Below are 21032 nucleotides of genomic sequence, written 5' to 3' on the forward strand. Positions count from 1 at the left end.
AGTAGCGCGCTTAATCGTCTTACTTGACATCTTCCCAATCTTCAATCAAACAGCAGATGGAATGACCATCAGGCGCACCATTTGGCATGTTCTCCCACGCAGCTAGAGCGTCCTCCATCTTGATTAAATGAGCCTGCAGCTGGGCTATTTTTGATTTGGTTTCTGGAACTTTCTTTTCCAACAAATCTCGAACCATTGGGCAAGGAGAGTCCCCACTATCGGAATGCTGAAAAATCTCTTCGATCTGCTTCAAGCTAAAACCCAATTCACTGGCTTGGCGAATAAAGTTCAATCGCTGCAAAGCCACTTTATCGAATATTTGATAACCATTATTTGGATCACGATCTGCACTAATCAGTCCAAGCCTAGTGTAGTGACGCACAGTCTCAGCCGTTACCTTGCTTTTTTTAGCCAGTTCACTCACTCGCATAGGGACTCCTTAGCCTTTATTTTTTGAAACAATAACCCCAGTGTAAAACCTATGGGTAGCACATAGGTCAACTTTATAATAATTTGCGTGCGAAAATGTTGAGCAAAAAAAAACCGAGCTCAAAATGGCTCGGTTTTTTTAACGGAAAAATTGTTAAATATATTAGTGTAGTTTCAGCTTAGGCTTAACGACTTTACCTATTTTTTGTGCAGCCATAATGACTGTTGCTTTAATCCAGCCATGTATTGCGATCAGGTGAAGTCTGTATAAAGAAACATAAACGAAACGAGCAAGGCGACCTTCAATAAACATTGAGCCGCCCATTAAATTCCCCATAAGACTTCCCACAGTACTGTAACTACTCAAGTTCACCAAAGACCCATAGTCCTTATAAGTATATTCTTTTAATGGTTCACTCAAAAAAGATGCCTTAATATTATTAAAAACCAACGCTGCCATTTGGTGAGCCGACTGCGCTCTAGGCGGCACAAAAGACCCATCGGGCTGCTTGCAGGCGCAGCAATCTCCAATCACATAAATGTTGTCAAAGTTTGTTGTTTGCAATGTCCCTTTAACCAATATTTGGTTGTTACGTGTCGTCTCAAAACCTTCTATATCGGCTACAAAATCTGGCGCCTTAACACCTGCAGCCCATATCATTAGATCAGCTTCAATACTTCCTTCATCGGCGGTTTGAAACCCACCGTCATAAGCACGCACTACTCGAGTGTTTTGACTAACCGTAACGCCAAGACGAACCAGCTCTTTAGTTGCTAATGACGCAATGCGATCAGGCAGAGCTGGAAGAATTCGTTGCCCAGCTTCAATTAATTGCACTTGAACCCGTTTACCAGACATTTCAGGCATACCATACGCTTTTAGCATATCTGCGACATGAAACAACTCCGCAGATAATTCAACACCTGTTGCCCCACCACCAACAATGGCGAGTTTGAGTTTAGCGTCTGAGCCTTCTTGATGAACACGCAAGAATTGATTCAATAAGGCTTGCTGGAAACGTTCAGCTTGTTTGTGAGAGTCGAGGAAGTAGCAATGATCAGAAACCCCTGGCGTGCCAAAATCATTACTGACACTACCTACAGCCATAATCAGAACGTCATAAGAGATGGTACGTTCTGGTAGGACAACATGCCCCATGTCATCAGACAAAGAATCCAATCTTAGCGTTCTAGCTTCAGGGTCGACTCCCATCAAGGTACCTAACTGAAACTGGTAGTGATGCTTGGCCGCGTGCGCTCGATAATTTAAACCATCGCTATTTATATCTAATGATCCAGTCGCAACTTCATGCAAAAGAGGCTTCCAAATATGCGTCTGGCTTCGGTCAATGAGCACAACATCAGCTTGACGTTTTTTCCCAAAGGCATGCCCTAACTTGGTTACTAACTCCAAGCCACCAGCGCCACCACCAACAACTACGATTTTCTTCATACAAAATCACCTATAAACGTTAAATAATTTTGAAAGCAATCATCAAAACACTTTCCAAATTATTCAATGAGACTTTCCAAGCAGTTTTTATTTCACTCTTTGGGCTAACAGCTTATCCAATGTATTTGCAAACGCCATTCTATCTTGTTGATTAAAGGTTGCTGGTCCGCCCATTTGCACACCAGATGAACGCATCTGCTCCATAAAATCTCGCATTCCTAAACGCTGCTTTATGTTTTCTTTGGTATAAAGTTCACCACGAGGATTTATGGCTAACGCACCCTTTTCAATAACTTCAGATGCCAAAGGAATATCTGCAGTGATCACTAAATCGTGAATATTGATATTGTCAACGATGTAATTATCGGCAACATCAAAGCCAGAACTAACTACGCGGCGTTCTATCCATTTTGATGGCGGAATGGATATGGCTTGATTAGCCACTAAGATACAAGGAATTTCAACTCGCTCAGCGGCACGGAAAAGAATGGTTTTAATAACATTAGGACAGGCGTCGGCGTCGACCCACAAGCGCATAGAATTCCCCTTTTTGTAGGGCACTATTATTGATCAGTCGAAATATGAAATCCAGTAGTGAATAAGAACAAACGGAGCACATATAAGTGATCCGTCTGCGCAAACCCTTTGAAATACTACATATTTGGGTAGTTCGGACCACCAGAACCCTCAGGTGTCACCCAAGTGATATTTTGTGCTGGGTCTTTAATATCACAGGTTTTACAATGAACGCAATTCTGTGAGTTAATTTGGAAAATAGATTCACCATTAGACTCTACTACCTCATACACCCCTGCCGGACAATACCGTTGAGCAGGCTCACTATATTTAGGCAGGTTACTTTGTATTGGAATAGCAGCATCTTTTAATTTCAGGTGACATGGTTGATTTTCTTCATGGTTAGTATTCGACAAGAACACAGAAGATAATTTATCAAAGCTTAATAATCCATCTGGCTTTTTATACTCAGGTGCCACATGCTTCTCAGCTAGTTCCATACAAGCATAATCAGGAATCATATCCTTAAACGTAAGTGGCAACCCACCAGCAAAAATGTTTTGGTCCAACCAGTTATATGCGCCACCCCAGAAAGTGCCAAATTTATGCATCACAGGGACAAAGTTACGCGCTTGCTGTAACTCTTTTCCTAGCCAAGAGCTTTGCAGCACATCATTAAATTGCTCTAAATCTGCTGGTGGAGTTTCTAACTGCAATGCATCATAAACACTTTCTGCTGCTAGCATACCGCTCTTCATCGCAGTATGAGTACCTTTGATCTTCGCAGGATTCAACGTACCCGCATCACAACCAATAACTAAACCACCAGGGAAGCTCATCTTAGGTAAAGATGCCCAACCACCTTTGGCAATCGCCCTAGCACCATAAGAAACACGTTTTGCATCTTTTAAATGCTCTGCAATAACAGGGTGATGCTTATACTTTTGGAATTCATCGTAAGGACTTAGATAAGGGTTCTTGTAATTCAGATCGACAATTAATCCTACAACCACTTGATTGTTTTCAAGGTGATACAAAAAACCACCACCGCCAGCTTCATTACCTAACGGCCACCCAGCGGTATGAATTACAGTACCAGGTTTACTTTTACCTTCTGGAACATCCCATAACTCTTTAATACCAAGTCCATAATGCTGAGGTGCTTTGTCTTTATCTAAATCGAAGCGTTCAAGAAGCTCTTTGCCAAGATGCCCACGACAGCCTTCTGAAAAAATAGTGTACTTAGCTTTAAGTATCATTCCTGGCATATAGCCGTCTTTTTCTGAACCATCCTCTGCTAAGCCCATATCTCCGGTAATCACCCCTTCAACATTACCCTCATCATCGTAGGCAACCTGAGCGGCAGAGAAACCGGGGAAAACCTCAACACCTAATGATTCAGCTTGCTCAGCAAGCCAACGACAAAAGTTACCTAGGCTAATAATATAATTTCCGTCGTTATGAAGTGTTTTTGGAATCATCCAATTACCGAATTTTTTCGAGGCACTATCGGAACCAAGCCAATGTAATTCGTCCACACTAACTTTAGTATGTAGTGGCGCACCCATTTCTTGCCACTCGGGGAAAAGTTCGTTTAAGGCTTTTGGATCAACAACAGCACCTGATAAAATATGTGCTCCTATTTCAGAGCCTTTCTCAACCAAACAGACACTAATCTCTTTTTCTTCAGCTTGTGCTTTTTGCATAATTCGACAAGCAGCAGATAACCCAGCAGGCCCACCACCAACGATCAAAACATCAAATTCCATTACTTCTCTATCTGACATGTTTTGTCTCCCTATACGGATACATTTTTATTTTTAGGGCATTCTTTATAAACATCAAATGCTTTTTATCGATTGAAAGCATTTCTGTTTAGTTTGTCAACTGTTGAAACCCCAAACATTATTGAGTGACTGCACCCAAAAGCGCGTGGCAATACATGATCACAGTAAAATGCTGCTGAATGCTCCCAAGAGTCTCTTTGCTCTTTATCAAGTTTGCTATCATTCTGTGCTGCATATAATGCTCTGACTTGCAGCCAAGCACCAATCAAATACCCCATGAGCATCATATAAGAATACGCTAAGCCGGTTCCTATAACAGGGTTCTTTTCCATTTCAGTCAAACAGGTTTGCGTAGCTGCTTTTGCTTGCTCTAATACGAGTCGGACCTTTTCAGCATAATCACTGACATTAGATTTTTGCCATTCAACCACTTCTGCTTCAATATCTGCTAACAAAGACATCATGGCAGCCCCTTTGTCGGAATGTAGTTTACGGCCAATCAAATCGATCGCCTGTATTCCATTCGTGCCTTCATAAATCGGTAAAATCCGAGCATCACGAGCGTGCTGAGCAACGCCTGTTTCTTCAATAAAACCCATACCTCCATGCACTTGAATTGCTAAGGAAGTAATTTCTTGAGCCTGTTCAGTAATCCACCCTTTAACAATCGGTGTATAAAGAGCCGTTCTTGCAATGGCGAGCTTCTGATCTTCTCCACTAGCAAAATGCGACATATCATTCTCAACCGCTGCTACATAAATAAGCGAACGCATCGCATCAATCTGCGACTTCATCGTCATTAACATACGAAGCACATCTGGGTGCTCAATGATAGCGACACGCTCTGTTCTATCCGCGTTCATTCCTTGTTTGCGCTCCAGAGCATAGGCTAATGCTTGTTGGTATGCTCGTTCAGATATGGCTAAGCCTTGTAAACCTACACCTTGTCTAGCGTTGTTCATCATGGTGAACATGGCTTTAATACCTTGATTCTCTTGCCCTACTAGATAGCCAACAGCACCTTCCTTATCACCAAAACTCATGACACAAGTTGGAGAAGCATGAATGCCCATTTTATGCTCTACAGAAACAACTTGAACATCATTGCGTTGACCAGGCTCACCCTGATCATCTAACAGGAATTTTGGCACAATGAATAAAGAAATACCTTTTACACCTTCAGGTGCATTTGGCAAACGAGCTAACACCAAATGAATGATGTTATCGGTCATTTGGTGGTCGCCCCAGGTTATAAATATTTTCTGACCTTTGATTCGAAATGCATCTCTGTCAGGTATAGCTTTACACGCGATAGCAGCAAGATCAGAACCTGCGTTAGGTTCGGTAAGGTTCATGGTACCGGCCCACTCGCCAGCCAACATTTTAGGAAGGTAAAGATCCTTTAACTCGTCACTCGCATGCAAGCTAATGGCTTCAATTGCACCAAGACTTAATAAAGGACACAAAGAAAAGGCTAGGTTAGCAGCTTGAACTCCTTCGTTGACAGCCGTTGCAACATAAGAAGGTAGGCCTTGGCCACCGTATTCGGGGTCACCAGACAACCCTATCCAACCTCCTTCTGAATAAGCCTTAAAAGCCTCTTTAAAGCCTTTTGCCTCGATAACCTCGCCATTCTCAACACGAGAGCCTTCTTTGTCGCCACTAGCATTTATAGGCGAAATAACTTGCTCCGCTAATTTGCCAGCTTCACCAAGAATAGCGTCTAAAAGATCGCCATCAACAGCGTCATCTATATAAGGTGTAAGGCGGTCAGTTTTAGCAACGGAACGTAAGCTGAATAAGATGTCATTGATTGGGTATAGGTATTCGCTCATTTTTTATTCTCCGGTTAGTTATCCGAGCGGATTTATACCTATAGAATGAAAAAATAAAGCCAATCTCTCAATAACAATTCAGACCTATATTTCTAACAAAAACATTCATCAAGTAAATTTGATTGTGTTAACGGCCTATTTTATAGGCGTTTCATCGCTTTACCGAATTTCAGGTATTCCTCACTTTTTCGATATTCGCCCGGCGTCATACCAGTCCACTTTTTAAACGAACGGAAAAATGCACTTGGCTCATCAAATCCCATTAATGCAGCAATATCATTAATACTTAGCTGTGGCGCATTCATATAAGTGATCGCGGCTTCTTTTCGACAATCATCTTTGATGTTTTGGTAGGAAGTCTTTTCATCATTCAGACGTCGACGTAAAGTGGACACACTCATATTGAGCGCACTTGCCACTTCATCAGCACTTGGCATTTCGCGAGAAAAGTCTTTCCCCAACATTGCCATCACTTGTGATTTGAGACTGTTGTCATTTTCTACCATGACTAACAATTGATAGGGAGCTGTTTTTAAAAAGCCTCTCAAACTGTCTTCTGTTTGTACTATGGGCATATCAAGATAGCTGGCAGGAAAAACCAACGCATTAGCGTGTTGGTTAAACTTCACTTCAGACTGAAATAATGTTTTATAGTATTCAACATCATCTGGGCGCTCACTAGTAAAGTAAGCCGCCTTTAAATTTAATCGTCGCCCTATTAACCAACAAATAAAATGATGCCACATAGACAGGGTGGTTCTTAACTGCTCTTTTGATTCTGGTACGACCAGCTCATCGATATTGCCTTCAGATGAGTCCAAGGGCGCAAAAGTCACCATTGCAAAGCGACCTTTCTTAATCAGAACAGGCTTGACGGTTGGACCACGACAAATTTCATAAAAATCGCTACAGCGATATAAAGCATGAGCAAGACTTCGTGCATGTATAATGCAAAGACACATCATCCTAAAAGTGCCGTTCGGAACCTTACCGCCACTTAACATACCGAAAGACTCATCTTGCATGAGCCACATGATTTTCTGATATAACATGCCATATCGATATGCTGGAAAAGTGTCACTCTGCTCTATCTCATCTTGCGTTATTTCTAAGCTGTCTAGTACTGCTTGGCGATCTAACCCTTGACCTTCAACAGCCTTCAAAAGATAACGAACACTCGACATAGGAACAGAAGCTTTCACACACATCACCTTATTTCACAAATGAACTTAATAAATTTTTATTTTACGGTGTTTTTTTAACATAAAAAAAGGCTGCATCTGCAGCCTTTTTTATTTTACCTTCACTTATTAATTTTTTGCTTCTCTTTATGAGCTTATTTTTTCTCATTAAAGGCTGATAGCAATTCGTCTAATGACAGATCTTCACTATCTGTATCGACATTAGCAGTCTGTTCCAATGCTTCTGCCTGCTCTGCTTTTTCATCAGCAGGCTTAACAAAAACAAAACGACGTGGACGTACAGGTGCCGCCCCAGTTTCTTTTTCTGGTAGCAAACCTAAACGATCAAGTTTTTTGTGCGCTTGTTCTTTGCGCTCCTTGGATTTCTTTGTTACATAACGGCGAGTTGAGGAAGACTTACGAGCTTTATTTTGCTCTTTCATCATCTCTTTTGAACCAGTTTTTCCAAGTTTCCCACGCATACTGCGCGATTTTTTAACACGAGCCATAATATCCTCTCTTTATCGCGCGCATTGTAACAGTGAATTCACGCTAGGTCATCCAACAGTATTAGCAATCTTTAAAAGAACTGTGGCCTAAGTTTCTTTGCTCTCCAATTGCACCAAATAATTCTCTAACCTTGGAGGAGTCACCAGATTGCAAAGCACCTTTTAGGTCTTTCAGTATGGTGATTGTACTATCAACGACTTTTTGGTACTCAGCAGTTTGAATCTTTAACTCTTCACCTTTCAAATCATCATGATTGAATTTATGAGGAACCTCGCTTCGTGATTTCTCAAAATATGTAATAAGGGCTTCAACATGCCCTACTGCAGATTGGCTGTCTCCCGCTTTTACATCAGATGACATTGCACGCATTTCATCTTTGATGTTTATCATGTAGCCATGTAATTCTGTATCACATGAACCATGAGCAAATACGGTAGACGAACAAACCATAGACATAATCGCAGCGGCAAGAAGACTTTTTTTCATAATTACACCCTTTAAAGTTCCTAATTTCTTAAGAAAATGACTTAGTTTAATTGGCTAAACACTGTATTTAAAATAACATGCTTGCTAAAAATAACATCCAAAATATTGTAAACAGCAACCTTCTTTTTTGATTGCACCTACATCGAATGGCACAAAAGCGTTTTGATGTGTATCGTTCAACAATTCGACACCAAATAGTATAGGAGTTCATTATTTTAAAGGTTAAATATCTATTGCTGATAATAGCAGCTTTCTCGATAAGCAGCTTTACTCTAGCAGAATGCAGTGACTTTGATGCGAAATTAGCGGCTGATAAACTGGCTCAGGATTACATTGATGGGAAAACCTTTAAACCCGCTTTGGTTTTAAAAAAACACTTACCCAGCAAAAGGAAAGAGGTCGCCAGCTATGTAAAAACGGACGACCTTTTTTATACAGTATATACTTTGGTTAACTCTAAATGCACAGCACAAGTCATAAAAAGAACCAACGGCAAACACTAATCTTCCGTTGGTTCAATAATTTCTTGTCCGCCTTACTTATTTCTTTTCTTTTTCTACGTCTTTCGTTTTATTTAATTTTTTATCGCCTGTAGATTCTTCCTCGGAGCCATCCTCCTCCTCGTCGTCGTCCTCTTCTTCACCAAGCTTAGAAATTTCTTCAAGTCGCTCAATAACTTTGGCCGACACACTGCCTTCGGGGTATTCACCCTCCTCATTCGCGACACCAGGTTCAATTCCCGTCAGTAAATGCAAGGCTTCATCCGCTGTTGATACAGCATAAATATGGAACATCCCAGCCTTAACCGCGTCAACAATCTCATCGCTTAACATTAAGTTAATAGCGTTGGATTTTGGAATAATAACCCCTTGCGCACCCGTAAGCTCACGAGCCTTACAAACATTAAAAAAGCCTTCGATTTTTTCATTCACACCACCGATAGCTTGAATTTCACCATACTGGTTTAATGAGCCTGTTATAGCAAGATCTTGACGAAGCGGCACCTGAATCAGCGCAGATAACAAACAGCAAAGCTCCGCAGTAGAAGCACTGTCACCATCTATATAGCCATAACTCTGCTCCATCGCAATAGAAGCCGAAATATCCAGCGGGAAGCGCTGAGCGTATTTGTTGCCAAGATAACCAGATAATATCAACACACCTTTAGAGTGGATGTTTTGACCTAGGTTGGACTCTCTCTCAATATCAATGATTCCCTTTCCACCAGGATAAACCGTTGTAGAAATTCGAGCTGGCGCACCAAAACTGCTATCACCTATCTGCATTACTGTTAAGCCATTAATCTTACCAACCGCATACCCATCGCTTTCTAGCAATACAGTACCCTCAATGATCTCTTCAATAATTTTTTCACTAACTCGGCCTGTTCTGTGCTTTTTGGCTTTTAAAGCACGTGCGATGTGTTCAGCAGTAATCTCTGTGTCTTTGGCCATCTGACGAACAAAATCCGCTTCACCCAATAATTCAAATACATCGCCAATCTTTGCTGCCATCTCACGCTGATGCTCAGCCAAACGACTACTGTATTCGATTAAAGCGGCAACACCGTCTCTGGTTACATTAGCGTATTCTTCTTTGTCCACTCTGTCTTTCATGAGGCGAGCAAAAGACAGCTCAGATTCTTTAGAGCGTTTTAGCGTGTCATCAAAATCCACTAGAACACGAAACATTTCTTGAAAATCAGGGTCAGCATCTTGCAACAAGTAATAAATATCACGGGCGCCAATCAACACAACCTTCACCTGCAAAGGCAAATCCTGCGGAGACAAAGTCATGGTATTCATCAACCCCATATCAGCATAAGGGTGCTCAATCTTAATCGTTTTACTTTTAAGTGCGCGTTTTAGGGCTTCCCAAAGATAATGGTCCGTTAACAACTTTTCAGCGTCTAAGATTAAGTACCCGCCATTAGCAGCATGCAAACTACCAGAGCGAATCAAACGATAGTTCGTTACTAGCATACCTTGGTCGCTACTGTGTTCTACTTGACCAAATAGATTGCGGTAGGTTGGGTGCGGCTCATACACAACTGGCTGACCACCATTGGGTTTATGAGTCATCGCAATATTTGGTAAATACAGCTCCTCATAAAACTGACGACGACCAATTTCGTCTCGGTTTTCAGACGCTTTATCATCAGCCATTTGATCAATGATGGTTTTATCTAGATCCTCACGCAACGCATGGAGGTGTGCCGTAATATCTTCATTACTTTCATATTTTTCGAACAAGCCAGACATTAATGGATCCAGCGCTTCTTTGACAGTATCTAGATTTAACTGACGAATTTGTTCGTAGGTTGCACGTTTCCATTGTGGCAAACCCAATAGCTCTTCATTCAACAAACCTTCCAAAGTGGACACACCTTCCTGAAAGGCATCCCGCTCGTCATCAGTCAACGCTGCGAATTCATTTTCCTCTAGCGCTTTACCATCTTTCATAGGAGCAAAACTTACAGAGGACGCATCGCGAAACATGGCAACGCCTATCTTTCCGGAAATACGCTCAACTTTGTTAATAGCGGCTTCATATTGATCGTTAAATGCTCTATCAATAATACTTTTCTGCTGTTGATAAGATGGGTTCTCAAAAGCGGCAGGGAAGGTAACCATGAGGCCGTCAATTAATGAACGAATCTCTTTTTCAAACTCAGACGCTTGACCAGGAGAAAATTCAAGTGCTTTTGGTCGATGACTTTCAGTAAAATTATTGATGTAGGCCCATTCATTAGGTGCTGGGCGGCGTTTAGCTTCACTTTTCAAGTAATTTAATACATACGAAGAGCGGCCTGTTCCAGAGTCCCCCATGGCAAAAATGTTGTAACCAGGACGTTGCATTGCGACACCAAACTGAATGGCTTCAACTGCACGCTCCTGACCTAAAATACCACTTAGAGGCTCAATATCATTTAACGTTTTAAAAGCGAGATGATCATTTGGCACTTTCGCTGCAAGTGCTTGGTGAGGTAGAGAGGTAACCATACTGGACATCAATGGGTTTCCTTGTGTGTTACAAGCCCTATTAAGATAGGCTTGCGAAAGAAGAAGGCTCTTCTTTCGAATATGTTATGTAAATACAGTAGCTTGAGACTAACACTCTGATTCCACTTCGCCTATATGATGGAATAAAATATCCTTCTCACCTGCATCGTAATTAAAGCACTTTAAAACTAACGAGAACCAAGCTGAAGCTGGTTTTGGGGGGTTGTTTTTGAAAATACGCGATGAAAGTTTTGCGCTGTGGCTTCTAATAAAGCCTCGTATCTAATTCCTTTTAAATCGGCAACATATTGCGCCACTTCAGACACGTACTGTGGCTCATTTTTCCTACCTCGATAAGGAACTGGCGCAAGGTATGGCGAATCTGTTTCAATAATTAATGATTCTAAGGGCAACTTTCGTACAGTTTCTTTCAAGTCCTGGGCTGTTTTGAAAGTAACAATTCCAGATATGGAAATCAGGTAGTTCTCATCCAATGCGGCTTTCGCCATATCGTAATCTTCCGTGAAGCAATGCAGCACACCAGCGCTTTCACGATTGCCATATTGCTTTATCAAGGACAAGGTGTCCTCTTTCGCATTTCTGGTATGAACGATGACTGGAAGACCTAAATCACCTGCTGCTTTAAGGTGGTGCATAAAACTTATTTTCTGCGCTTCACGCGCCTCTGTTGAAGCTTCATAAAAATAATCTAGACCCGTTTCACCAATAGCAACGACTTTAGGGTCTGCAGCGTGCTGACGCAAAAGTACCTCATCTGTAACGAGGCCCTTATTCTGTAATGGATGAACTCCACAACTTGCATAAACCCCTTCTCGCTGGGTGAAACCAAGTACAGTATCCATTTTATTTAGGTCAACTGAAATAGTCAGCAGTTGCCTAACACCCTTCTGGTACGCTGCATCGATGACAGAGTTTATGTCGTTGTTGTGTGGTGCCAGATCAAGCATATCAAGATGGCAATGGGTATCAATTAACATAGTTGGTTTACCACTGATTCAATTCGTGTGTGAGTTGCATAATGGGGTTTAAATTCGTCTTTTGAAGGTCTGACTTTAATTTTTGCAATGATTGATAACGTAACATAAGCGTTTGAATACCCAAGCGAGCAATGAGCGTGTCATATATTGCTTGTAATGCAGAATCAATCGGAGCGCCAGTCGAATGGCAAATACATTGATGTAGAATCGCAGCCAAGCCATTGCAGTAATCTTCAATATTACTATTATCCAACCCCTTCAATATTGCACTGACTGAGGCCGATCCGCGCAATAGATCAGTCAATTGATCTGGCAGCGAGGCGTATAATTGCGCTTTCCCTTGCTTCTGAACCGCCAGTAAACGAAAAGGCTGAGTCGTTAACCAGAATAATGAACTTAAAGCATCACCATCAGCTTGCTTCATCAACCATTGCCTTACCTCAGCCTCATTTGGGGTCGGCACATTCACTAAAAGGCAACGACTACGAATGGTAGGCAACAAACTGGTTGATTGTGAACTGGTAAGAACAAAGTAAGTTCGATCAGCTGGCTCTTCAAGTGCTTTAAGCACAGCGTTCGCCGCATTAATATTCATTGCCTGAGCATGAGTAATTAATACTACTTTATTTTGACCGACTTGAGGTTTTTGGCTAATTTGACGAACCAGTAATCGAACTTGATCGACTTTGATTGTTGCGGCCTGTCCATCCAAAACGCGAAAATCTGGATGAGTATCGGCACGCATCAGCTGACAAGAATGACAATGCCCGCATGCCGCCGCCTGATCACTTTCGCACATCAGATCTTTTACCATTTCATGAGCAAGCTCTTCTTGCCCAACACCATCAGCACCAGTAATTAATAAAGCATGAGAAAGGCTATTGGCCTGTCTCAATACTTGGACCTGTCTTAAACACGGCATCAACCAGTCTGCAATAGTGGACATTTAGGAATCACCAGCCCAAGAGCTATTAAGTTTAACAAGCTGCTCTTCTATTTGTTGCTTAACCGAGTCTAGTGATTGACTAGCATCGACGACTCTAACCCTTTCAGGATCAGCTGTTGCTCGCTCAAGAAAACCGTCCCTAACTTTTTGATGGAAAGCTAAAGACTCTTTATCTAAGCGATCTTGATGCTGACGCTGAACAACGCGTTCTTGACCCAATTCGACAGGAACATCCAACAGCAAAGTAGCATCAGGTTTATTATTGCCTACAACCCACGACGCAAGTTGATCAAGCATAGCAACATCGCCACCTCGTGCTTTACCTTGATATACGTAGCTGGAATCCAAGAAACGATCACTGATCACCCAGGTACCATTTTCTAAAGCCGGCTGAATTTTTTCAGCTAAATGTTGAGCCCTTGCTGCAAAAACCAGCAGCAGCTCTGTAACATCGTTTACCGCCTCATCGCGAGGACTCAGTATAAGCTCGCGTATCTCTTCCGCAAGTGGTGTTCCGCCTGGCTCTCGAGTCATTGTATAAGGGATACAATTATCATCGAGCCATTGACGAATAAATTGGATTGCAGTGGTCTTACCACTACCTTCTCCCCCTTCTAGCGAAATAAACTTACCTCTCATGCACTACCCTCTCTATTTCGTAACTTCTGGGGTCGACCGATAATCTTCTCGGCGCTTATACTGATATTCCCTTACTGCGCGGTTATGCTCTCTTAATGTATTAGAAAAAGCATGCGTACCATCCCCTTTAGCCACAAAGTACAAAGCCTTTGTCTGCTCAGGATTAAGTGCCGCTTCAACCGCCTCTCTGCCAACATTCGCAATAGGTGATGGTGGTAAACCGTAAATTCGATACGTATTATAAGGAGATAAATCTTGTAAGCCTTTACGGGTCAAATTGCCTTTAAACTTGTCACCAAGGCCATAAATAACCGTCGGATCTGTTTGCAGTCGCATCCCCTTTTCAAGTCGACTTATAAAGACCTGAGCAATAAGTGGACGCTCATAAGGAACGCCTGTTTCTTTCTCAATAATAGATGCCATAATAAGAGCCTCATACGGCGTCTTATAGGGTAAATTTTCTGCTTTTTTCGCCCATAATTCAGCCAACGTCTGCGTCATTAATGTATGAGCGTGCCTCAGTATACTAACGTCTGTATCACCATCATGATAACGATATGTATTTGCAAAAAATTGCCCTTCAGGATGATCTACATTGAGGCCAAGCTTTTCAGCAATTTCTTCATCTGAAGCATCAAGCAATGTCATAGTAATATTGCCTTTTGCCTGCATCGCGAGCAAAAATTCTTTTGTCGTTTTACCTTCTAAAAGAGTAATCGAATAAAATATGGACTCGCCTGAATCGAACAACATCATGATATCAAGTAAATTCATGTGAGGCTTAATAGCGTACTTGCCTACTTTAGGCACCCATTCTGGATGAAGCTTAGCCACCACCCGTGTTAAATAAGGGTTAGCAATCAACCCCTTATCACTCAAGCTATTGCCCAGGCTGTAAGAAGAATCACCAGCCTGCACTACGAATATTTCGTCATCCTCTATCGTCACCGAATCAGTAATAGAATAATAAAGATAGCCAGCCAGAACAGCCAATAGAGTAATAGACAAAAAAGCAACGCGATAAAACCATTTAATGAGTGCCATGCATATCCTTAGCTTGCATTAAAATTTGTAATTTTCGGGTATGACACCCTATAGGAAAAGACATACCTGTTACACCAACAACAGGTACAATCCCCATCAAACTGTTAGTGATAAAAACTTCATCTGCAGCCATAAGATCACTCAGCAAATAGCGCCCGACCTGAACAATGTACTCAGCTTGCTGCTCAATAATGGCTTTTCGATAGGTACCTTGAACACCCGTTTTTTCAAGCGATGGCGTATATAAAACACCTTGTTTATACCAAAAAAGATTACTCTGAATGCACTCAACCAACTCTTTATCAGCATTCAACATTATGGCCTCAAAATCAAAGGGCATTAAAAACCGCTTCGCAATCACATTCTCAAGACGGTTTAAATGCTTAATCCCCGCCAAAAAACGGTTGGAGCTAACAGGTACGGGGGAAACAGAGAGTGATACCCCCTTTTCTTGATGAACTTTATAATTGGGCGCAGGTAGGATACCGATAACAATCGACTGAATACAATTTTCTGGTGCCAAATAACCTCGGCCACCTTCACCACGGGTCACTATAATTTTCACCACAGACTCTTCATTAATTAAAGGCAGAACTTGAAAATTCAGAAAACTCTTCAGAGTGTTTTGTTGGTCGATGGAAAAAGGCATAGCAAGCTTGGATAGCCCACGAAAAAGGCGAGAAAGATGATCTTCAGTTTGTAGCAAACTGTGAGGGAGCGCGCGAATGGTTTCAAAAACACCATCACCGTAAGCCAAACCACGATCAGCAACAGAAACCGAATTGTCTAATCTGTAATTGACGAACCAAGTCATGGCTAAAAACTCAAAAATTAAGGTTAGCTATGATAGCGCAAAAAAGGATGGCGTCCCATAGGGGGTTCGAACCCCTGTTACCGCCGTGAAAGGGCGGTGTCCTAGGCCTCTAGACGAATGGGACATACAAATAAACTTTCTCTTTAAAGAAAGTGGAGCGGGAAACGAGGCTCGAACTCGCGACCCCAACCTTGGCAAGGTTGTGCTCTACCACTGAGCTATTCCCGCAGATACATAAAATAGTGGCGTCCCGTAGGGGGTTCGAACCCCTGTTACTGCCGTGAAAGGGCAGTGTCCTAGGCCTCTAGACGAACGGGACGCATTCTAGCTTTTATAGTGCTATAACTATATTCCCCCGAAAGGAAATGGAGCGGGAAACGAGGCTCGAACTCGCGACCCCAACCTTGGCAAGGTTGTGCTCTACCACTGAGCTATTCCCGCATTTCAACCACCCTACTCTCTATTCGCATAAAGCAGTGGGCAATCAATTATCAATCCGCCACAACGAATCATAATGATAGTGGCGTCCCGTAGGGGGTTCGAACCCCTGTTACTGCCGTGAAAGGGCAGTGTCCTAGGCCTCTAGACGAACGGGACACAAAAACTCTTCAAACTTTTTTAACTTAACTACTACTCACTTATACAAATGAGTGGCGTCCCGTAGGGGGTTCGAACCCCTGTTACTGCCGTGAAAGGGCAGTGTCCTAGGCCTCTAGACGAACGGGACGCATTCTAGCTTTTATAGTGCTATAACTATATTCCCCCGAAAGGAAATGGAGCGGGAAACGAGGCTCGAACTCGCGACCCCAACCTTGGCAAGGTTGTGCTCTACCACTGAGCTATTCCCGCATTTCAACTACCCTACTCTCTATTCGCATAAAGCAGTGGGCAATCAATTATCAATCCGCCACAACGAATCATAATAATAGTGGCGTCCCGTAGGGGGTTCGAACCCCTGTTACTGCCGTGAAAGGGCAGTGTCCTAGGCCTCTAGACGAACGGGACACAATTTAGCTTTTATAGTGCTATAACTAGCTTCTCCCTTAGGAAGAATGGAGCGGGAAACGAGGCTCGAACTCGCGACCCCAACCTTGGCAAGGTTGTGCTCTACCACTGAGCTATTCCCGCATTTCAACTACCCTACTCTCTATTCGCATAAAGCAGTGGGTAATTTAATCTATGATCCGCCTTAGCCAATCACATTACTATTCAACAATAGTAAAATAGTGGCGTCCCGTAGGGGGTTCGAACCCCTGTTACTGCCGTGAAAGGGCAGTGTCCTAGGCCTCTAGACGAACGGGACACAATTCAGTTTTAATAAACTGATAACACATCACGCTATCGCTAACGTCGATGCTGGAGCGGGAAACGAGGCTCGAACTCGCGACCCCAACCTTGGCAAGGTTGTGCTCTACCACTGAGCTATTCCCGCAAACACTTCTCAACAAACAACAAAAACAAGTAGACTATATAGACAACCTTGTGAAAAGATTGGCGTCCCGTAGGGGGTTCGAACCCCTGTTACTGCCGTGAAAGGGCAGTGTCCTAGGCCTCTAGACGAACGGGACAACGTTATAATCTTGCTGTGTGAGCGGGTGCGTATATTACTGTTACCAATCTTAAAATCAACAGTTTTTTTCATTAATTTAAGCGACTTAGGTAAAAAGTCGCTTTAGAAATCAATCTGATCGGAGCTCTTATGCTGAATAAACACTTCTTTTTGACCTTATCCCTTTCAACAATTTTATTAGCTGGTTGCTCCACAACCCACTATATAAGCATAACGCCAGAAGCTGACGTACAAACTGCAAGCCTGACAAACGACCGTGTAATCAACGTTTCAACCAATACTCAACTTAACAATTCCATCGGCTCTATTAAAACAGGCATTAATGAACGAGCAGACATATTTACAACGAATGACATTAAGTTAAGTGTAAAAGAAAGCGTACTTAAAGGATTGCGTGAACTTGGCTTCACTCCTGACCAAGGCCTCATGCCAGCTGCAGATCTACAAATCGAAATCAGTAAGATGAGTTACACTACTGAGGTTGAGACCTTAAAAACCATTGCCACTCTAGAATTTGAACTAAAGGCCACCCTCGCAGCAAAGGGGCAGACCTATAAAGCAAATTATGGCTCCCAGAAAGTAAGAGAGTACGGCACAATGCCATATCAGCAGGCAGTACAAGATGATATGAATGCACTTGCCAGCCAAACTGTGAATCGACTATTAAGCGACCCCAACATTATCACCCTACTTAAATAAACCGCAAAATAACCAGCCTCCTTTTCTACTTATGAATTAGGTGGCTGGTTTTTCTAGCTCATTCCTCTCGCCCCCTCATCATTTTATAATGACTTTTTTCTTTGCCTATCTTGATCACCTATAAGTTAGGTGTAAAGTGGACACACCTCCCACACAGCTTTAGTAAGGATAATGTGGTGCAAATTCGTAAATCCAACAAACTCGCTAATATATGCTATGAAATTCGCGGCCCAATTTTAAAAGAAGCCGTTCGAATGGAAGAAGAAGGTCAAAGGATTCTAAAGCTCAATATTGGCAACCCTGCCCCGTTCGGCTTTGAAGCTCCCGATGAAATTCTAGTCGACGTCATTCGTAACTTGCCAACATCGCAAGGCTACTGCGATTCAAAAGGTCTTTTTTCTGCCCGCAAAGCCGTTATGCAAAAATACCAAGCCATGGGCATCAAATCTGCTGATGTTAATCATGTATGGATGGGGAATGGCGTTAGTGAGCTAATTGTTCTCGCTATGCAAGGCCTACTTAATGATGGAGATGAAATACTTATCCCTGCCCCCGACTACCCTCTTTGGACAGCCGCAGCAACGCTCTCAGGCGGCTACGTAAAACACTACCTATGCGATGAAGGTTCTGGATGGCAACCAGACGTTGATGACATTCGCTCTAAGATATCAAACAAGACAAAAGCGATTGTTATTATTAACCCAAATAACCCAACGGGTGCTGTCTACGAAAAAGGCATACTCGAATCCATAGTCAATCTTGCCGAAGAACACAATTTACTCATCTTCTCCGACGAAATTTATGACAAAATTCTTTATGACGAAGCCAAGCACATTCCAACAGCCACTCTCACAGAAGGGCGCGCACCCTGCATTACCTTTGGTGGACTTTCGAAAGTGTACCGCACCGCAGGCTTTCGTTCAGGCTGGATGGCTATAACCGGTGACAGGAGTGGCATTCAAGACTATATAGAAGGCTTAGATATACTCAGCTCTATGCGCTTATGCGCCAACGTTCCAGCCCAGCACGCCGTTCAGACAGCACTTGGAGGCTACCAAAGCATCAATGAGCTAATCATACCTGGCGGACGCCTATACGAACAACGCAAGGTGGCATGGGAAGCATTGGACTCAATTCCAGGGGTCCACTGCCACAAACCTGATGGGGCGTTATATCTATTCCCTCGTTTAGACCCGAAAGTCTACGATATTAAAAATGACATAGACCTGGTTTTACAATTCTTACGCGAAGAAAAGGTGCTGATCGTTCAGGGCACAGGATTCAACTGGCCAACCCCCGACCATGTTAGGTTCGTATTTCTTCCACATGTTGAAGAACTAGCTCCCGCTATGGAAAGATTCGCTGCTTTTTTAGGCCGATTAAGAAAGCGCTAACTCCTCTCTTGAAATAATCCTATAAAACCCTACTATGCTCCTTAACAGTTTCTTAAGGAGCATAGTAATGCGCATTATTCTGTTTTTACTGACGAACTTAGCAGTCATGGTGGTTGCAGGGATCGTTCTGAGTCTTTTAGGCGTTAATGGTTACATGTCCAGTAATGGCCTAGATTTCACCTCGCTGCTTATTTTCTGCGGTGTGTTTGGCTTTGCCGGCAGTCTAGTGTCACTTCTTCTGTCAAAATTCATGGCAAAGCGAGGGTCTGGTGCTGTTGTTATTAAGCAACCAAGCAACCACAAAGAAGCATGGTTACTTGATACAGTAAAAGCACTTTCACACCAAGCAGGAATAAAAATGCCAGAAGTGGCAATATTCCCAACCCATGAAGCAAACGCGTTCGCAACAGGCTGGAACAAAAACGATGCCTTAGTCGCCGTATCAAGTGGCATGCTAGATAGATTCTCTCCTGATGAAATAAAAGCAGTACTTGGTCACGAGATTGGTCACGTGGCCAATGGCGACATGATTACTCTGTCTCTTATTCAGGGCGTTGTTAACACTTTCGTAATGTTTTTTGCTCGAATTGCAGCTTACGCTGTAGATCAATTCCTACGCAGAAACGACAACGAAGGCTCCGTGGGCTGGGGCTACTATATCGCCACTTTTGTATTTGAAATTATCTTTGGCGTTTTAGCCTCTATCATTGTTATGTGGTTCTCTCGTTACAGAGAGTTCAGAGCAGACGAAGCAGGCGCTCGATTAGCAGGCAAAGGCGCTATGATTGCAGCCCTTGCTCGTTTGCAGCAAGAACACGAAGAAAGCCGCATGCCAGACTCCATGCTTGCCTTCGGCATACGCCGCGGCAAGAAACCAACAATGGGACAGCTATTTTCTAGCCACCCCCCTATTGAAGATCGTATTAAAGCACTACAAGCACTTTAATATTTAACAAAAAACGCCAGCAAAATGCTGGCGTTTTTTTTCAAAGTATATAACTTCATTTAGATTTATTGCGCTGAGTCTCGAAAATAAACGCCATCAGCGGAATACCTACATCTTTCCCAGAATCAACAAATCGCACACCGTAAACATAAAAATATTCCACACCCATTCTTGCTAGAAAATCATTATCTACTAAGCTCGCTTGAACTTGCTCTAACATTTGAATTTCTTGAGAACGGATTTCACAATCTAGCTTTAAAAGGTGATTATATGGGCCCACTTTAATATTACAGTTAAGCTTCATTGTTTGATTAACAGAGCCAAAATCTTCTTTTGAGATCAGCTTAGCCCCACCAAGACTTAAATCAATAATCACAGCAGAGGATGAATCTGAAATAGACAACGAAGAACCGTTTGGCTCTAAATTAGAAATCAAACGAGTCTCTACACGAACCGCCTGACGCACTTCAGATGTTTCAACATATTCTGGGTAAGCAATATGGAGATGTGCTGCCGGCTCCAAATAGCTTTTCGCCACCTTACTAGAAAAGGCACAAACGTGAGTACTCAGCATTAGTCGAGCATTTACTACCTGACCATCTCTAACCAAAATATTTTTACCATTTATTTTAGGTGTAGAAAGTATCAATGATCTGCCCGGAATATTTCCAAGAACTTTCACCATATAACGACCAGGAGGAGAAATAAATTCTATTTGAACGTTTGTACCTATAGGTACATCAAGATCCCCCAAATCAACCTGCATAACTCCAGCCATTCTTT

Annotated in this window: 18 protein-coding genes and 12 tRNA genes; 3 read left to right on the forward strand and 27 right to left on the reverse strand. The window is 42.5% G+C overall.

Annotated elements, in window-relative coordinates; translation table 11 throughout:
* Positions 1–19: 19 nt before the first annotated feature.
* From JSY38_RS00815 to JSY38_RS00940, 26 genes are all read right to left on the reverse strand, one after another.
* Positions 20–430: a MerR family transcriptional regulator gene (locus JSY38_RS00815; RefSeq protein WP_114412530.1), complete on the reverse strand. Its 411-nt coding sequence runs from the start codon at positions 428–430 to the stop codon at positions 20–22.
* 162 nt (positions 431–592) lie between these two features.
* Positions 593–1882, reverse strand: coding sequence for an NAD(P)/FAD-dependent oxidoreductase (locus tag JSY38_RS00820; RefSeq protein WP_114412529.1), 1290 nt, complete (start codon positions 1880–1882; stop codon positions 593–595).
* Positions 1883–1969: 87 nt separating this feature from the next.
* Positions 1970–2419, reverse strand: coding sequence for a YaiI/YqxD family protein (locus JSY38_RS00825; RefSeq protein ID WP_114412528.1), 450 nt, complete (start codon positions 2417–2419; stop codon positions 1970–1972).
* Between the two features lie 116 nt (positions 2420–2535).
* Positions 2536–4185, reverse strand: a complete 1650-nt coding sequence (locus JSY38_RS00830; protein ID WP_205114782.1) for an electron transfer flavoprotein-ubiquinone oxidoreductase — start codon at positions 4183–4185, stop codon at positions 2536–2538.
* A 65-nt stretch (positions 4186–4250) separates the two neighbouring features.
* Positions 4251–6020 (reverse strand): acyl-CoA dehydrogenase family protein, encoded by a 1770-nt coding sequence (locus JSY38_RS00835; protein WP_205114784.1) that lies wholly within the window; start codon positions 6018–6020, stop codon positions 4251–4253.
* Between the two features lie 140 nt (positions 6021–6160).
* Positions 6161–7228, reverse strand: a complete 1068-nt coding sequence (locus JSY38_RS00840) for an AraC family transcriptional regulator (RefSeq protein ID WP_181858547.1) — start codon at positions 7226–7228, stop codon at positions 6161–6163.
* A 128-nt stretch (positions 7229–7356) separates the two neighbouring features.
* Positions 7357–7710 carry a hypothetical protein gene (locus JSY38_RS00845; protein WP_114412524.1) on the reverse strand — a complete coding sequence of 118 codons (354 nt, stop codon included), beginning with the start codon at positions 7708–7710 and terminating at the stop codon, positions 7357–7359.
* Positions 7711–7771: 61 nt separating this feature from the next.
* Positions 7772–8197: a cytochrome b562 gene (locus JSY38_RS00850; protein ID WP_205114785.1), complete on the reverse strand. Its 426-nt coding sequence runs from the start codon at positions 8195–8197 to the stop codon at positions 7772–7774.
* A 539-nt stretch (positions 8198–8736) separates the two neighbouring features.
* Complete coding sequence (locus tag JSY38_RS00855; RefSeq protein ID WP_205114786.1) at positions 8737–11208, reverse strand: Lon protease family protein; 2472 nt, start codon at positions 11206–11208, stop codon at positions 8737–8739.
* Between the two features lie 179 nt (positions 11209–11387).
* Positions 11388–12197 carry a TatD family hydrolase gene (locus JSY38_RS00860; protein ID WP_205114787.1) on the reverse strand — a complete coding sequence of 270 codons (810 nt, stop codon included), beginning with the start codon at positions 12195–12197 and terminating at the stop codon, positions 11388–11390.
* Positions 12198–12204: 7 nt separating this feature from the next.
* A complete protein-coding gene (holB, locus tag JSY38_RS00865; protein ID WP_205114788.1) occupies positions 12205–13143 on the reverse strand; it encodes a DNA polymerase III subunit delta' in 939 nt (312 codons plus the stop codon).
* Complete coding sequence (tmk, locus tag JSY38_RS00870) at positions 13144–13782, reverse strand: dTMP kinase (RefSeq protein ID WP_205114789.1); 639 nt, start codon at positions 13780–13782, stop codon at positions 13144–13146.
* Positions 13783–13794: 12 nt separating this feature from the next.
* On the reverse strand, positions 13795–14826 hold the full coding sequence (mltG, locus tag JSY38_RS00875; RefSeq protein ID WP_205114791.1) for an endolytic transglycosylase MltG: 1032 nt from the start codon (positions 14824–14826) through the stop codon (positions 13795–13797).
* Positions 14813–15640, reverse strand: a complete 828-nt coding sequence (gene pabC, locus JSY38_RS00880) for an aminodeoxychorismate lyase (protein WP_205114793.1) — start codon at positions 15638–15640, stop codon at positions 14813–14815. Before pabC ends, mltG begins: the two co-directional genes overlap by 14 nt.
* A 48-nt stretch (positions 15641–15688) precedes the next feature.
* Positions 15689–15764 (reverse strand) — tRNA-Glu (locus JSY38_RS00885).
* Between the two features lie 29 nt (positions 15765–15793).
* Positions 15794–15868 (reverse strand) — tRNA-Gly (locus JSY38_RS00890).
* A 15-nt stretch (positions 15869–15883) separates the two neighbouring features.
* Positions 15884–15959: transfer RNA gene (locus JSY38_RS00895), tRNA-Glu, on the reverse strand.
* Positions 15960–16006: 47 nt separating this feature from the next.
* Positions 16007–16081, reverse strand: a tRNA-Gly gene (locus JSY38_RS00900).
* Between the two features lie 80 nt (positions 16082–16161).
* Positions 16162–16237: transfer RNA gene (locus JSY38_RS00905), tRNA-Glu, on the reverse strand.
* A gap of 54 nt (positions 16238–16291) precedes the next feature.
* Positions 16292–16367, reverse strand: a tRNA-Glu gene (locus JSY38_RS00910).
* Between the two features lie 47 nt (positions 16368–16414).
* Positions 16415–16489, reverse strand: a tRNA-Gly gene (locus tag JSY38_RS00915).
* 80 nt (positions 16490–16569) lie between these two features.
* Positions 16570–16645 (reverse strand) — tRNA-Glu (locus tag JSY38_RS00920).
* 48 nt (positions 16646–16693) lie between these two features.
* A tRNA-Gly gene (locus tag JSY38_RS00925) sits at positions 16694–16768 on the reverse strand.
* A 99-nt stretch (positions 16769–16867) separates the two neighbouring features.
* Positions 16868–16943, reverse strand: a tRNA-Glu gene (locus JSY38_RS00930).
* A 54-nt stretch (positions 16944–16997) separates the two neighbouring features.
* Positions 16998–17072: transfer RNA gene (locus JSY38_RS00935), tRNA-Gly, on the reverse strand.
* A 60-nt stretch (positions 17073–17132) separates the two neighbouring features.
* Positions 17133–17208 (reverse strand) — tRNA-Glu (locus tag JSY38_RS00940).
* Between the two features lie 131 nt (positions 17209–17339).
* On the opposite strand from JSY38_RS00940, the gene JSY38_RS00945 reads away from it, so the two are divergent.
* From JSY38_RS00945 to htpX, 3 genes are all read left to right on the forward strand, one after another.
* The gene (locus JSY38_RS00945; RefSeq protein WP_114412515.1) at positions 17340–17909 is read left to right on the forward strand and encodes a YajG family lipoprotein; all 570 of its coding nucleotides are present in this window, start codon (positions 17340–17342) and stop codon (positions 17907–17909) included.
* Between the two features lie 176 nt (positions 17910–18085).
* Entirely contained in the window at positions 18086–19303 is a 1218-nt protein-coding gene (locus JSY38_RS00950; RefSeq protein ID WP_114412514.1) for a pyridoxal phosphate-dependent aminotransferase, read from the forward strand.
* Positions 19304–19370: 67 nt separating this feature from the next.
* Entirely contained in the window at positions 19371–20249 is an 879-nt protein-coding gene (htpX, locus tag JSY38_RS00955) for a protease HtpX (RefSeq protein WP_114412513.1), read from the forward strand.
* Between the two features lie 55 nt (positions 20250–20304).
* Here the strand turns inward: htpX and JSY38_RS00960 are convergent, their stop codons facing one another.
* Complete coding sequence (locus JSY38_RS00960; protein ID WP_114412512.1) at positions 20305–21027, reverse strand: flagellar brake protein; 723 nt, start codon at positions 21025–21027, stop codon at positions 20305–20307.
* Between the last annotated feature and the right edge of the window lie 5 nt (positions 21028–21032).

The organism is Marinomonas foliarum (assembly GCF_016906065.1).
GTDB lineage: Bacteria > Pseudomonadota > Gammaproteobacteria > Pseudomonadales > Marinomonadaceae > Marinomonas > Marinomonas foliarum.

What these genes read in the sequence shown, in the direction of transcription:
- JSY38_RS00815 (WP_114412530.1), bottom strand. Translation starts at nt 430, where the DNA reads ATGCGAGTGAGTGAACTGGCTAAAAAAAGCAAGGTAACGGCTGAGACT.
- JSY38_RS00820 (WP_114412529.1), bottom strand. Translation starts at nt 1,882, where the DNA reads ATGAAGAAAATCGTAGTTGTTGGTGGTGGCGCTGGTGGCTTGGAGTTA.
- JSY38_RS00825 (WP_114412528.1), bottom strand. Translation starts at nt 2,419, where the DNA reads ATGCGCTTGTGGGTCGACGCCGACGCCTGTCCTAATGTTATTAAAACC.
- JSY38_RS00830 (WP_205114782.1), bottom strand. Translation starts at nt 4,185, where the DNA reads ATGTCAGATAGAGAAGTAATGGAATTTGATGTTTTGATCGTTGGTGGT.
- JSY38_RS00835 (WP_205114784.1), bottom strand. Translation starts at nt 6,020, where the DNA reads ATGAGCGAATACCTATACCCAATCAATGACATCTTATTCAGCTTACGT.
- JSY38_RS00840 (WP_181858547.1), bottom strand. Translation starts at nt 7,228, where the DNA reads ATGTGTGTGAAAGCTTCTGTTCCTATGTCGAGTGTTCGTTATCTTTTG.
- JSY38_RS00845 (WP_114412524.1), bottom strand. Translation starts at nt 7,710, where the DNA reads ATGGCTCGTGTTAAAAAATCGCGCAGTATGCGTGGGAAACTTGGAAAA.
- JSY38_RS00850 (WP_205114785.1), bottom strand. Translation starts at nt 8,197, where the DNA reads ATGAAAAAAAGTCTTCTTGCCGCTGCGATTATGTCTATGGTTTGTTCG.
- JSY38_RS00855 (WP_205114786.1), bottom strand. Translation starts at nt 11,208, where the DNA reads ATGTCCAGTATGGTTACCTCTCTACCTCACCAAGCACTTGCAGCGAAA.
- JSY38_RS00860 (WP_205114787.1), bottom strand. Translation starts at nt 12,197, where the DNA reads ATGTTAATTGATACCCATTGCCATCTTGATATGCTTGATCTGGCACCA.
- holB (WP_205114788.1), bottom strand. Translation starts at nt 13,143, where the DNA reads ATGTCCACTATTGCAGACTGGTTGATGCCGTGTTTAAGACAGGTCCAA.
- tmk (WP_205114789.1), bottom strand. Translation starts at nt 13,782, where the DNA reads ATGAGAGGTAAGTTTATTTCGCTAGAAGGGGGAGAAGGTAGTGGTAAG.
- mltG (WP_205114791.1), bottom strand. Translation starts at nt 14,826, where the DNA reads ATGGCACTCATTAAATGGTTTTATCGCGTTGCTTTTTTGTCTATTACT.
- pabC (WP_205114793.1), bottom strand. Translation starts at nt 15,640, where the DNA reads ATGACTTGGTTCGTCAATTACAGATTAGACAATTCGGTTTCTGTTGCT.
- JSY38_RS00945 (WP_114412515.1), top strand. Translation starts at nt 17,340, where the DNA reads ATGCTGAATAAACACTTCTTTTTGACCTTATCCCTTTCAACAATTTTA.
- htpX (WP_114412513.1), top strand. Translation starts at nt 19,371, where the DNA reads ATGCGCATTATTCTGTTTTTACTGACGAACTTAGCAGTCATGGTGGTT.
- JSY38_RS00960 (WP_114412512.1), bottom strand. Translation starts at nt 21,027, where the DNA reads ATGGCTGGAGTTATGCAGGTTGATTTGGGGGATCTTGATGTACCTATA.